The sequence below is a fragment of the Halopenitus salinus genome, assembly GCF_055397165.1.
Genome location: NZ_AP043853.1, coordinates 1207183 through 1220036 on the forward strand (window position 1 = coordinate 1207183; position 12854 = coordinate 1220036).

Sequence of the window (12854 nt, forward strand, 5' to 3'; positions counted from 1 at the left end):
CCACGGCGTTGTCGGGACGGGTGAAAAAGCCTCTCAACGATCGGCGGTCCGCGGCCGTCGAACGACGATCGCGTCGTGTGGACCGGGGTCCTACTGCGGGTGGATCGAGGTTCTACCGCGGGCGGGCCGGAATCTACCGCACCGTCTCGCCCGGCTTCGCGTCCCCGTGGGTCGCGAGGAGGTCCGCCTCCTCGCCGGCGGCGAGGACCATCCCGTTCGACTCGACGCCGAACAGCTCCGCGCGCTCGAGGTTGGCCAGGACGATCACGGTCCGTCCCTCGATCTCCTCGAGGTCGTGGAGCTGTTTGATCCCGGCGACGATCTGGCGGGTCTCGACGCCGATGTCGACCTCCAGGCGGGCGAGCTTGTCTGCGCCCTCGATCCCCTCCGCCGAGAGGATCCGCCCGACGCGGAGGTCGAGAGCCTCGAACTCCTCGAAGCTGATCCGGTCCTCGGCGAGCGGCTCGAGATCGACGCTCACGTCGTCCTCTTCGGACCCTTCGTCCGCCGACACGTTCTCATCATCGTCCGTCTCCGTGCCTTCGTCCGTTGCGGCCGCGACCCGTTCCTCGAGCTTCGCGTTCAGCTCCTCGACGCGCTCTTCGGGGATCTTCTCGAAGAGTTCCGCGGGCTCGTCGAACGATCCGGCGGGCGGTTCCGTCGCCGCCTCGACGGTGACGTCGTGGATCGAACCGTCCTCGCCGAGCTGGCTCCAGAGTCGCTCGCACTTTTCGGGGGCGATGGGCTCGAAGAGGACGGCGATCGCCTTGGCGATCTGCACGCAGTCGTAGATGACCTGTGCGGCCGCCTCCGGCTCGTCGTCGACGAGCGCCCACGGCTCGTTGCGCTGGATGTACTCGTTTCCGAAGCCCGCGAGGCGGGTGACGGCGTCGCCCAGATCGCGGATCGAGTAGTCGTTGACCGCCGCCGTGACGTCGGCAACCGCCTCGTCGATCGCCGTCTCGACCTCCTCGCTCGGCTCGTCGACGTCGGCCGGCGCGCCGTCGTAGTTTCGGTGGGCGAAGAGCAGCGAGCGGTAGAGGAAGTTGCCGATCGTGCCCACCAGCTCGTTGTTCACGCGCTCGCGGAACCGCTCCCACGAGAAGTCGACGTCCTGCTGGAAGCCGCCGTTCGTGGCGAGATAGTAGCGCAGCAGGTCCGGGTGGAACCCCTCCTCGAGGTACTCGTCGGCCCAGACCGCCCGGTCGCGGCTGGTCGAGAAGCCCTTCCCGCCGAGGGTGACGAACCCGGAGGCCATCACCGCGCGCGGCTCGACGTGGTCGCTCGCGTGCAGCATCGCCGGCCAGAAGATCGTGTGGTGTTGGATGATGTCGCGGCCGATCACGTGGACGATCTGGCCGCCGTCGTGGTCGGCGTCGTCCCGCCAGGCGGCCTCCCAGTCGAAGACGTCGGCGCCCGCGCGCTCCGTGTACTGTTTCGTCGAGGCGATGTACTCGATCGGGGCGTCGACCCAGACGTAGAGGACGAGGTCGTCACCCTCGCCGGCGTCCCCGCCCTCGTCGGCGTCGGGGTAGTCGATCCCCCAGTCCATGTCCCGGGTGATACACCAGTCCTGCAGCCCCTGTTCGATCCACTCGCGGGGCTGGTTGCGCGCGTTCGAGGTTCCCTCGAGCCGGTCGAGGAACGCGGAGAGGTAGTCGGCGAACTCCGAGACCTCGAAGAACTTGTGGGTGCGCTCGCGGTACTCGGCGGGGTTGCCCGAGATGGTGGAGACCGGGTCCTCGATCTCGCCGGGCTCGAGGTGGCGTTGACACCCCTCGTCGCACTCGTCGCCCCGGGCGTGAGCCCCGCAGTAGGGACAGATCCCCTCGACGTATCGGTCGGGGAGGTACTGGTCGTCGATCGGGTCGTAGGCGACCATGATCTCCTTTTCGTAGACGTGGCCGCGCTCGTCGAGGGTCCGGACGAGTTCGCGGGTGAGCTCGGTGTTCGTCCCGTCGTGGGTGTGGCCGTAGTTGTCGAACTCGACGTTGAACTTCGGGAACGTCTCGGCGTACCGTTCGTGCCACTCGAGGGCGAAGTCCTCGGGGGAGACGCCCTCGCGTTCGGCGTTGACGGCGACGGGCGTGCCGTGCATGTCCGAGCCGCTCACGAACGCCGTCTGCTGGCCGAGTCGTTCGAGTGCGCGGGCGTAGACGTCGCCGCCCACGTAGGTGCGGAGGTGGCCGACGTGCAGGTCGCCGTTGGCGTAGGGCAACCCGCAGGTCACCACCGCGGGGTCGTCCGTCGGGAAGTCTTCGTGGCTCATGGTGGTCCTCGTCGTCGCTCGTGAGCGTATCCGGGAATCGCGGCCTAAAGCCCGCCGATCCGTCCCGCCCGGGTTTTTAACACCCACCGACGCCGGGCGTCCGACACCGGACGTTCGACGCCGGTGTCCAACCGCGAACGTTCGACGCCGAACGTCCGACGCGCGGCAGCCGCGCACGAATCCCTAAGTACCACCGGCCCGTGGCGTCGATCATGTGGTCGCCCCGGAATCACCGGGAACGAACGACGGTGGTGTGTATCGCCTGCGGCGACGCGATCCTCCGATCCGAGGCCCGCGAGTACGACAAGGAGGGCGATCGCTTCGACCGCCGCGGAAAGGAGTTCGAGCATCTCTGCCGGGAGTGCCACGACGATCTGTGCCACCAGCCGCGCGGCGATCTCGAGTCGCTTCTGTGTGCGATCGGCGCCGGCGAGCTCGACCGCTCGACGTTCCTCGAGCGGTACGCCGCGGCCGCCGAGTCGGGAGGGACCGGATCGAACGACGCGGGAGGGTTCGATCGGCCGGACGGCGATCGGCTGGACGGGGAGCGACTGGATGGCGATCGGTTGGACGGCGATCGATCGGACCCCGATCGACTGGACGGCGATCGGCCGGACCTCGATCGTCGAGACGATCGCGATCGCGGGCGGTGACCGGCCTCGGCGTCCGCGAACCGCACCGATACGTCCGCGATCGCGTCCGTACGCCGGTCGTCCCGCGACCCCGACACGCCTTTCTACCCGACACGCATTGTCCCCGACATGTCAAGCGACGCGCGATCCGAGTCGGACACCGGCGACGACCAGGGGCCGGTTCGGGTCACGGAGGCGGTGGCCGACCAGCTGGCCGAGAAACGCGAGGAGCTCTTCGAGGAGTTCGAGATCCGCGACGAGTTCCCCCGGGAGGTGCTCGCGGAGGCCGAGGCCCGAACGGAGGGCGTCGAGGCCGAGATCGAGGAGGCGGTCGAGGAGCGTCGGGACCTCCGGGATCTGACGACCTGGACCACCGACCCGATCGACGCCCAGGACTTCGACGACGCCATCTCGATCGAACGCGAGGAGGACGCCTACCGGCTGTGGGTCCACATCGCCGACGTCACCCACTACGTGAACCCGGAGACGTCGATGTGGGAGGAGGCGGTGAAACGGTGCAACACGGTCTATCTGCCCGCCTATACGGTCCACATGCTGCCGCCGACCCTCGCCGAGACGGTCTGTTCGCTCGTCCCGAACGAGGACCGGCTCGCACACACCGTCGAGATGGAGATCGACGACGAGACGCTCTCCTTCGAGGACATCGATATCTACAAGTCGGTCATCAACTCGAACGAGCGGCTCACCTACACGCAGTGTGAGAACCGCCTCGAGGACGAGGACGCGCCGTTGCACGACGAGAACGCGCTCGCGTTCGAGCTGGCCGACCGGATGCACGAACAGCGCAAGGCGGACGGCTCGCTCGTGTTGAACCCCCGCCGCGACCGCGCGCACACGATCATCGAGGAGTCGATGCTGAAGGCCAACAAGGCCGTCACGCACACGCTCATGTGGGACCGCGGCGTCGAGGCGATGTACCGCGTCCACCCGCAGCCGACGCCGGACCAGTGGAACGACGCGCTCCGGGAGATCCAGGAGCTCGAGTCCGTCTCGATCCCCGGCTCCTCGTGGGACGACCCCCGGAAGGCGGTCAACGCCGCGCTCGAACAGTCGCCGGATCGACAGCTCAACAAGATCCAGCGGGCCGTCCTCAAGGTGATGCCGCGCGCGAAGTACATGAACGACCCCTTCGGGGGCCACCACGCGCTCAACTTCGACATCTACGGCCACTTCACCTCGCCCATCCGCCGGCTCTCGGACCTGATCAACCACTGGATCGTACACACGAACGACGTTCCGGAGAACCTGATCGAGCTCTGTGATCGCGCCTCGGACAAACAGAAGGATGGCGAGACGGCCGAGCGCCTCTACAAGCAGTTCATCCAGGAGCTCGGGATCGACGCCTACGCGGTGAACAACCGCGGACTCGAGGTCGTCGAGGACGCGGAGGACGCCGACTACGACGTCTGAGGCGGTCGGGAGACCGGACGTCGATCGCGGGCACTCGATCCCGGGGGTACCGGGGACGTCGATCACGGAGGTGTCCCGGACACCCGTCCACGTCCGTCGTGACCGGGTGACGCACGAATATACTCGTGGGCAGGTATTATGGGCTCGCGAGTGGACGCTCCGACATGGAGCTCACTCGACGAACGATCGCGAAGGTGCTCGCGGTCGTGTTCGTGTTCAACCTCGTCGTGATGGGTGCCGGGGCGTTCTACTCGGCCCAGCAGGTGCCGCCGATCCCCCAGGAGGTCGTCGGTCCGGACGGGGACGTGATCGTCACCGACACCCAGGTTCGCGACGGCAAGATCGCCTTCCAGAAGAACGGGCTGATGAACCACGGCTCGATCCTCGGAAACGGGGCCTACTTCGGACCGGACTACACGGCGGATACCCTGGATCTGAAGGTCGAGTACATGCGGGAGTACTACGCCGAGGAGCGTTACGGGGAGTCCTACGGGTCCCTCGACGGACCCGACCAGTCGGCCGTCGACCGGATGGTGCGCGACGACCTCGGCGGGACCATCACGGAGGGCCAGGAGACGATCGAGTACTCCACGGCGGAGGCGTACGCCCACGAACAGGTCACGGAGACCTACGTCGATCGGTACCACGGCGGCGATCTCGATCGCGGCGTTCCCGCCGAGTTCATCGGCTCCGAGGAGGAGGCACGCGAGTTCGCCGACTTCGCGCTTTGGACGGCGTGGATCTCCCACACCGACCGACCCGGAAGCGACCACAGCTTCACGAACGACTGGCCGTACAACCCCGACGCCGGGAACGTTCCCACCGGGGCCACGATGATCTGGAGCGTGATCAGCATGGTCCTGCTCGTCGGCGCCGTCGGGATCGGCGTCTGGCTGTACAAGTCGGTCACGCTCCCGGAGCCGGAGGTGACCGGCATCGAGATCCCGCCGCCGGACGAGATCAACCTCTCGCCGAGCCAGCGCGCGGCGACGCGATTCATCCCGCTCGCGGGCGCGCTCTTTGCGGTACAGGTCCTCCTCGGCGGGCTGCTCGCCCACTACTACGTCGAACGGCACGCCTTCTTCGGCGTCGAGGAGGTGTTCGGCGTCGGGATCGTCGAGGCGTTCCCGTTCGCGCTGGCCAAGACGTTCCACCTCGATCTCGGCATCCTGTGGATCGCCTCGCTGTGGCTCGGCGCGGGGCTGTTCCTCCCGCCGCTTTTGACCGGCCACGAGCCGGACCGCCAGCGGACCTACGTCCACGTCCTGTTGGGCGCGCTGATCGTGGCCGCCGTCGGCGGGCTCTCCGGGGTCTGGCTCGGCGCGCAGGGGTACATCGACGGCGACCTCTGGTGGATCATCGGCAACGAGGGGCTCGAGTACCTCGAGGTCGGCCGCCTCTGGCAGGTCGGCCTCCTCGTCGGGTTCGTGTTGTGGACCGGGCTCGTCTGGCGCGGGTTCAAGCCGCTTCTCGATCGCGAGTCGCCCTACGGGCTCGCACACATGATCATCTACGCGGGCGGATCGATCGGCCTGCTGTTCACCGCCGGGTTCTTCTACACGCCGGAGACCAACATCGTGATGACGGAGTTCTGGCGGTGGTGGGTCGTCCACATGTGGGTCGAGGGCGCCTTCGAGTTCTTCATCGTCGCCATCGTCGGGCTCACGCTCGTGAGCATGGGCCTGTTGCGCAAGCGTTCCGCCGAGAAGGCGGTCGCCTTCCAGGCGCTTTTCGTGATGGGCTCCGGCGTCATCGGCGCCTCCCACCACTACTGGTGGGTCGGCCAGCCCGACGTGTGGCTCCCGCTCGGAACCGTCTTTTCGACCCTCGAGCTCATCCCGCTCATCCTCATCCTCTTCGAGGCGATGGGCCAGTACCGCGCGCTCGCGACGAGCGGCGAGTCGTTCCCGTACACGCTGCCGTTCATGTTCATCATCGCGAGCGGCTTCTGGAACTTCCTGGGCGCCGGCGTGCTCGGCTTCTTCATCAACCTCCCGCTCATCAACTACTACGAACACGGCACGTACCTGACAGTCGGCCACGCCCACGCCGCCATGTTCGGCGCGTTCGGCTTCCTCGCGCTGGGGATGGCGACCTACATGCTGCGGATCGCGACGCGGCCTGCCGACTGGACCGAACGTCACCTCCGGTGGGCCTTCTGGCTGTGGAACGTGGGACTCGCCGTGATGGTGTTCGTCTCCGTGCTCCCGGTCGGGTTCCTCCAGCTCGAGGTGGCGTTCACCGAGGGCTACGCCGCCGCGCGAAGCCTCGCGTTCTACAACCGCGATCTGGTCCAGGCGCTGTTCTGGGCGCGCCTGCCCGGCGACACGCTCATCATCCTCGGCACGTTCGTGTTCCTCTACGACATGGTGAAAAAGCGCTTCACCCTCCGTCCGGTCTCGCGACCGACGACCGGATCCGGCACGATCCCCGAGCGGATGATCGACGAGGACGAGGAGCCGGCGGCGCTCGACGACGACTGAGGCGGCCCACCGTCGGGGATCCCGATCGATCCCGTTTTCCTCCGTCTCACGCGCGCATGAGGACGTCGAGGTGATGGGCGATCATCGAACACTCGCCGCGCTCGACCTGCGTCCGTCTGGCCTCGACCCACCGCTTTCGGTCTGCGGGATCGAGGACGTCCGCGGGGAAGTCGGCGAGCGCACCGTCGATCGTTTCGAGGAGTCCGCGAAGAAAGGTCGCCTCCATCGCCGGGTACTCGCCATTCGTCCCACCACTCGGGTCGCCGCGTCCGTTCTCCCCCACGGTCATGGGTCGAACGACCCAGTCCGCCCCGCCCGCGTCGAGCACCTCGTAGTCGAACGCCGGCGCGGCCGCGAGGAGATCCAGACCGGCTCGGCTGCTTCCGGGTTGCTCGCGCACCTCGTCCATGTGTCGGTGGTAGAGCCGCTCGATTCGGTCGTCGAGCGGGTGAGCCGGGGCGAAGCCCGTGGCGCCGGCGTAGGTGCAGGGCGCATACAGGAGCCCGCCGTCGGCGAGCAGCGACCGGATCCGTGGGAGGACACACTCCAGATCCACGAGGTCGAGAAGCGCCGACGCGATGACCGCGTCCGCCTCGGCCGAGACCTCACGGAGGTCGGCCACCTCGAGCGAGATCTCGAGCCGGTCGGGATCCCCGGTTCGTTCGGCGGTCGTCGCCACGAACCGGTCGCCGCGCCGGGTGGTCGCGTCACGCTGGGCAGCCGCGTCCTCCCGGAAGGCCGTGTCATCCCGCGTGATCTCGTAGCCTCGATCCATGAGATGGCGGGGGACCCGATCCCGAGCGACGGCGATCACGTCGGGATCGACGTCGACGGCCCGGTAGCGAACGGAGTCGGGGGTGCCGTCCCAGGCGGCGAACCTGGAGATCATCGATCCGACGCCTGCGCCGAGTTCGAGGACGCGAACCGGGCCGTCGGACCGGTCCGCACGCTCGCGCAGGGCGGCGAGGAACCGATCCCGAATGCGGCGATTCACCGCCCGGTCGTCGACGGTGGTCTTCGCCTCGAGGAATTCGGACTTCGAGGTCACGGGTCGATCGCTCCCTCCACACCTCGGGACGGAGCCCCGTGGGGCTCGATCCGGACGTCGGGGACCGCGTGGGGATCTGGTACAGCAGCGGACCCCCGACCGTCGACGTTCTCGGTCGCCAACGCGCCGCAAAACGAGCGGAGCGACTCCGTCACGGCGTCCCACCCGGGTTGGCGGTCGGCGGTCGCGAGGGCGCCGCGGGCGATCTTCGCGAGCAGGTTCCGGTCGGTCGCGAGCCGCGAGAGACGGTCGGCGAGCGCGGCCGGATCGCCGGGGTCGATCACCAGTCCGTTCACGCCGTCCGCGAGGAACTCGCTCGCGCCGCCGACGGAGCCGGCGACGGGAACGGCCCCGCGCTCCATCGCCTCGAGGTGCGCCATGCCGAAGGCCTCATACTGTGACGGGACACAGCAGACGTGCGCCGACTCGAGTTTCCGCACCAGGACGTCGGTCGGAACGGTTCCGAGGAACTCGACGCGATCGCCGATCCCGAGCGCGTGGGTCCGGGAGAGAGCGTCGTCAGCGTACCCCGGATCCGCCGTTCGATCACCGATCACGGTCAACCGCCAGTCGACCGGGGCGTCGCGCGTCTCCTCCAGTTCGTTGTCCCTAGCACCCGTCTCGTGCTGCTCGCCCCGCGAGGGCCCGATCCGTGCGAGCGCCTCGAGGAGCGTTCGCAGGTCCTTGCGTGGCACGACGGAGCCGACGTAGACGACGCGGAAGGGATCGCCGGCCGTGCGGTCGGCCAACGTGTCCGGAGGGACTGCCGCGGCCTCCGCGCGGCCGGCGGGGTGGGCGACGAGCGACGGACGGGGATCAGGCGACGAACAAGACCCGAGCGACGGACGGGGCCCGAGCGCAGGACAGCAAGTGCGGGCGCGCCGTTCGGTGAACGCGCTGGTTGCGACGACGCCGTCGAGCGAGTCGAGAAACCGCCGTTCGACGGGACGGATCAGCGAGCGGAATCGCTCCGTCGGATCGTCCGAACGGAGGTGGTGGAGCAGCCCGACCACGGCGTCCGGTCCCTCGATCCGACGGTTATGTCGCCACAGGGCGGGGTGACACAGTCCGTCCTCCAGAAGTACGTCGACGTCCCGGTCGAGTCGCGAGCGGAGGCGAGGCGAGTAGGCCGTCGCGACGGCGGCCGGATACCGGCGCCACGGGAGCGCGATCACCTCGACCGTGTCGCCGCGCTCACGCAGGCGCGAGACGATCTCGCGATCGTAGCGGAATCCGCCGGATGACCCCTCGAGTCCCTCGTAGACCACGAGAGCGAACGAGAGGGAGCCCGCGATTGAGGGGCCCGACGTCCGGCCGGTCGATCGGGAGCTGTCGGTCCGTATCCGTGAGGGCGACGTGCCGTCGGTTCCGGGATCGCTACCTGCGTCCATGATGGTGGTCGGTGAGGGTCCCGCGGCTTACGGTTCCGCGTCGGAGCCGAGCGAGCGTCGGTGTGTGACGGCGGCGACATCGTCCTCGCGAACGCGAACCGACAGCTCCGTGGCGGTCTCCGGGACGATCCGATCGAGGAGCCGGTCCCCGACGATCCGCGCGAGGTGTTCGACGCTCGGGTTGCGCCCCGCGAAGGCTTCGAGGTCGTTGAGCGTCCGGTCGGCGAATTCCTCCGCGATGGCCTCGAGGGCGGACGCCAGGGCGTCGATGTCCACGAGGTAGCCGTACTCGCCGAGTTCGGGGCCACGAAAGGTCGCCTCGACCGTGTAGCGATGCGAGTGGAGCGTCCCCTCCGGACCCGGGTCGGGGACGATCAGGTAGTGTTGGGCGATGAACTCGCGGGAGAGTGACACCGAATACACAGGATCACCACGGCGGCGTCGCACATAAAACCGGGTCCCGAGCGGGATCCGAACGAGGAACCGCGAGCAAACATCGATCGGTCCCTAGAACGTCGACGCCGATCAGCCCAGTCGACCGGAGACGACGAGCCAGTCGCGCAGGAAGTGGCCGAGGAACGGAATCGCCACGAACGCGGTGACGACGCGAGCGTGCTCGGGAGCGACGGCCGGAAGGAGCGCGATCCAGACGGCGAGCATGGCCGCCCCCGCCAGCACGCGGCGGATCGGCCGGTCGTCGAGCTCGTGGAGCGCGAGTCCGCGCCGGGAGCGGAAGTGCATTCCGGCGACGAACAGGTAGCGAGCGGCGCCGACGGCGATGAAGGCGGCCGGTGCGGCGCCGTAGCGAACCGCGAGGGCAGAAGCGAGGAGGATCCCGAGCGCGTCCGCCTCCGTGTCGAGTCGGGCGCCGAGCGCGGTGACCGAGTCGGTCGCACGCGCGAGCGCGCCATCGATAACGTCGAGAGCGGCGACGGTCCCGTAGAGCGTCGCCGGGAGCCATCCGTTGGAGCCGACCGTCGGGTCAGCGACGAGCGATACCGCCAGCACGCCGGCGAGCGGAACCAGCGTGCCCGCACGGATCGCGGTCACCAGGGTGGCGGCGGTGGCGGGCTGCGGTCCGGCCTCCGATCGGGCGACGACGAGCGAGCGGCGGCCGATCGCCGCGGCCGCGACGAGCGCCAGGCTCGTTCCGAGGAGAAACGCGAGGCCGGAACGACCCGACCCCACGGGAACCCCCGAACGGATCGGGTCGAGTGACGCCCCGGAACGAGCCGGCTCGAAGGGGACATCGAGGAGCGAGAGGGCGACGATCGAGACTGCCACCGCGAGAACGAGGTGGACGGCGGCGACGGCCCGGAGACGCCGACGACGCCGGCGGGATGCGGATGCGCTCGAGGTCACGCTACCGCTCCCGACGATGGAGGACGACGAGAACGCCGATCAACGCGACCTGAACGAGCTTGTCGAGCAGGTGGACGGCGGGGACGTCGGAGAGCCCGGCCGGACGGTTGAACACGTACCAGAGGACGATCTGAATCCCGACGAAGGGGATCCCGACGAGATACAGCAGGCGGCGACGGTAGCCCATCGCGAGCAGGTAGACCGCGCCGAGGAACCCGCCGGTGGCCAGCAGGAACGCGACCCCCATCGGGTGCGGCAGGAAGCCGACGCCCAACACGAGGTGAACGAGCGCGCTCGAGAGCGCGAGGACGATCCCGAAGCGGGCCAGCGGCGAGAGCGAGTCGAGATCGAAGCGGTCGGCCATCCGAGCCATACGGGTCCTACGGACGAGACCGATAAATCGTTTGTCACGGTCTTTCGTCCGCGATCCTGTCCGGGCCGGTCGAACGGCCGCGACGCTGTCCGGGGCGGTCGAACGGACGGAGCGAACTCACGTGTGGTCCAAAAGCACCTGCAACGCCCGGTCCGGGCTGGTGTCGAGGAGATCGTAGGCCGCCGGCGCCCGTCCGATCGGCATCCGATGCGTGACGACCGTCTCGGGGTCGAACCGTTCGAGGCGGTCCACGGCGACCTCACGACGGCGGGACCGGTCCCACCGTCCCCGCAGCTCCGGATGGATGGTGCTCACCTGGCTCGAGACGACCTCGATCCGGTCGCGGTGGAACCGTCCGCCGAGATCGATCGGTGCGCGCTTGGTCCCGTACCAGGACCCGACGACGATCCGCGAGTCGTAGCCGACGGCGTCGATCGCGTCGTCGAGGGTGCCCGGCCGCCCCGAGACCTCGATCGCCAGATCCGCGTCCATCGACCCGGCCGCGAGGTCCTCCGGGGCGAGGGCATCGTCGGCTCCGAGTTCCTCGGCGGTCCGTCGACGGGCCTCGATCGGATCGACCACGACGAGCCGTTCCAGCGGAAACCCCGCGAGGACGTGGGCCACACAGAGCCCGATGACGCCGGCTCCGAGGACGACGACGCGCTCGCCGACGCGCGGGCGGGCGTCCAACGCGAGGTTCGTGGCGGTCTCCATCGAGGGCAGGAGCGCGCCGGCCTCCGAGGACATCCCGTCGGGGAGCGCGACGACGTCCGTCGCCGGGATCGAAAAACGGGTCTGGTGGGGATGGAACGCGAAGACGGACTCGCCGAGCCACTCCTCGTCCATCCCGCTCCCGACCGCGGCGACCGTTCCGACCGTCGCGTAGCCGTACCGCATCGGGTACTCGAAGCTCCCGTCGAACGCGTCGAGGGTCTCGTCGACGGACATCTCCGGCGTCTCGTCGCGATAGACGAGCAGTTCCGTGCCGCTGCTTATCGCGGACAGTTCGCCCTCAACGAGGAGCTCCTGGGGTCCCGGTTCGGAAACGTCGACCGACCGGACATCGACCGTTCGTTCGTCGACGAAGTAGACGGCACGGTCGGTCATCGTGTGCCGTTCATCGGTCGGCGGTCGACGTCGACTCCGGCCGGACGAACGCGATCGTCGCCTCCGGCCGGTCGGGGACGGAAACGACCGGCCGGTCGCACCGAGCGAAGCTGCGTCCGTCGAAACCGACCCGCGGCATGGGTGGGGAGCATGAACGTAGATGGGACCACGGCGGTATAATTGATGTGGACGTCGAAGCATTGATGTCGGCTACCGGAGTATCGACGCGGTGATGATCCGGGAACGGGCGAGACGAACCCACGATCGGGTTCGCGAGGAATTGGAGTCGGCGTTCCTCGAGGACCACACGCCCCGCGAGATCGCCGTGAGCTTCAGCCTCGGCGTCTTCATCACGGCCCTGCCGACGCTCGGATTCGGAGTCGCGGTGTTCCTCGTTCTCGCGTACCTGTTCAAACAGCTGAGCAAGATCGCGCTCTTCGCGTCCGTGATCGTTCTCAATCCGGCGGTGAAGTGGGGCGTCTACGGCACGAGCTACTGGCTCGGAACCCGCCTGCTCGCGCCCGTCCCCGAGGAGGCGATGGAGGCGTTCACGCCCGTCGCCGGCACGGAACACCTGCTTCGACTGTGGGCCGGGAATCTGCTTTTGGCGATCGTCTTCGCCGTCGTGGCCTACGTGCTCGCGTTCCGGCTCGTGATCGAGTTCCGGGAACGGAACCCGGACCTCGACGCGCTCCCGGTCGATCTCGACGGCGAGTGACTGACGACCGCATCGATGGCGAATGATCGGCGATGGCGTC

The 12854-nt window shown here is 68.4% G+C and carries 11 protein-coding genes; 4 read left to right on the forward strand and 7 right to left on the reverse strand.

The genetic code is table 11. The annotated features are described in order from the left end of the window. Positions 1-133: 133 nt before the first annotated feature. On the reverse strand, positions 134-2269 hold the full coding sequence (gene metG, locus ACZ5YD_RS07845; protein WP_379741969.1) for a methionine--tRNA ligase: 2136 nt from the start codon (positions 2267-2269) through the stop codon (positions 134-136). A 212-nt stretch (positions 2270-2481) separates the two neighbouring features. Between metG and ACZ5YD_RS07850 the strand changes: the two genes are divergently transcribed. From ACZ5YD_RS07850 to ACZ5YD_RS07860, 3 genes are all read left to right on the forward strand, one after another. Then, positions 2482-2922 (forward strand): DUF7562 family protein, encoded by a 441-nt coding sequence (locus ACZ5YD_RS07850; RefSeq protein WP_379741972.1) that lies wholly within the window; start codon positions 2482-2484, stop codon positions 2920-2922. A 108-nt stretch (positions 2923-3030) separates the two neighbouring features. Next, positions 3031-4332 (forward strand): ribonuclease catalytic domain-containing protein, encoded by a 1302-nt coding sequence (locus tag ACZ5YD_RS07855; RefSeq protein WP_379741975.1) that lies wholly within the window; start codon positions 3031-3033, stop codon positions 4330-4332. A gap of 164 nt (positions 4333-4496) precedes the next feature. Beyond that, on the forward strand, positions 4497-6815 hold the full coding sequence (locus tag ACZ5YD_RS07860) for a nitric-oxide reductase large subunit (protein ID WP_379741978.1): 2319 nt from the start codon (positions 4497-4499) through the stop codon (positions 6813-6815). A 46-nt stretch (positions 6816-6861) separates the two neighbouring features. Here the strand turns inward: ACZ5YD_RS07860 and ACZ5YD_RS07865 are convergent, their stop codons facing one another. The 6 genes from ACZ5YD_RS07865 to ACZ5YD_RS07890 all read right to left on the reverse strand — a co-directional run bounded on the left by ACZ5YD_RS07865 (position 6862) and on the right by ACZ5YD_RS07890 (position 12096). After that, on the reverse strand, positions 6862-7863 hold the full coding sequence (locus ACZ5YD_RS07865; protein WP_379741981.1) for a class I SAM-dependent methyltransferase: 1002 nt from the start codon (positions 7861-7863) through the stop codon (positions 6862-6864). Next, entirely contained in the window at positions 7860-9254 is a 1395-nt protein-coding gene (locus ACZ5YD_RS07870) for a glycosyltransferase family 4 protein (RefSeq protein ID WP_379741984.1), read from the reverse strand. The genes ACZ5YD_RS07865 and ACZ5YD_RS07870 overlap by 4 nt, the downstream gene beginning before the upstream one ends. Positions 9255-9281: 27 nt before the next feature. Next, the gene (locus ACZ5YD_RS07875; RefSeq protein ID WP_379741987.1) at positions 9282-9677 is read right to left on the reverse strand and encodes a 6-pyruvoyl trahydropterin synthase family protein; all 396 of its coding nucleotides are present in this window, start codon (positions 9675-9677) and stop codon (positions 9282-9284) included. Between the two features lie 102 nt (positions 9678-9779). Continuing rightward, positions 9780-10616 (reverse strand): CDP-alcohol phosphatidyltransferase family protein, encoded by an 837-nt coding sequence (locus ACZ5YD_RS07880; RefSeq protein ID WP_379741990.1) that lies wholly within the window; start codon positions 10614-10616, stop codon positions 9780-9782. A 1-nt stretch (position 10617) separates the two neighbouring features. Beyond that, entirely contained in the window at positions 10618-10989 is a 372-nt protein-coding gene (locus ACZ5YD_RS07885; protein ID WP_379741993.1) for a DUF7475 family protein, read from the reverse strand. A 117-nt stretch (positions 10990-11106) separates the two neighbouring features. Then, positions 11107-12096, reverse strand: a complete 990-nt coding sequence (locus tag ACZ5YD_RS07890; RefSeq protein ID WP_379741996.1) for a zinc-dependent alcohol dehydrogenase — start codon at positions 12094-12096, stop codon at positions 11107-11109. 232 nt (positions 12097-12328) lie between these two features. Between ACZ5YD_RS07890 and ACZ5YD_RS07895 the strand changes: the two genes are divergently transcribed. Next, entirely contained in the window at positions 12329-12814 is a 486-nt protein-coding gene (locus ACZ5YD_RS07895) for a DUF2062 domain-containing protein (protein ID WP_379741999.1), read from the forward strand. Positions 12815-12854: the final 40 nt, after the last annotated feature.

Excerpts from the sequence above, each read along its gene's own strand:
- ACZ5YD_RS07895 (WP_379741999.1), top strand. The coding sequence starts at position 12,329 with ATGATCCGGGAACGGGCGAGACGAACCCACGATCGGGTTCGCGAGGAA.
- ACZ5YD_RS07850 (WP_379741972.1), top strand. The coding sequence starts at position 2,482 with ATGTGGTCGCCCCGGAATCACCGGGAACGAACGACGGTGGTGTGTATC.
- ACZ5YD_RS07855 (WP_379741975.1), top strand. The coding sequence starts at position 3,031 with ATGTCAAGCGACGCGCGATCCGAGTCGGACACCGGCGACGACCAGGGG.
- ACZ5YD_RS07870 (WP_379741984.1), bottom strand. The coding sequence starts at position 9,254 with ATGGACGCAGGTAGCGATCCCGGAACCGACGGCACGTCGCCCTCACGG.
- ACZ5YD_RS07885 (WP_379741993.1), bottom strand. The coding sequence starts at position 10,989 with ATGGCTCGGATGGCCGACCGCTTCGATCTCGACTCGCTCTCGCCGCTG.
- metG (WP_379741969.1), bottom strand. The coding sequence starts at position 2,269 with ATGAGCCACGAAGACTTCCCGACGGACGACCCCGCGGTGGTGACCTGC.
- ACZ5YD_RS07860 (WP_379741978.1), top strand. The coding sequence starts at position 4,497 with ATGGAGCTCACTCGACGAACGATCGCGAAGGTGCTCGCGGTCGTGTTC.
- ACZ5YD_RS07890 (WP_379741996.1), bottom strand. The coding sequence starts at position 12,096 with ATGACCGACCGTGCCGTCTACTTCGTCGACGAACGAACGGTCGATGTC.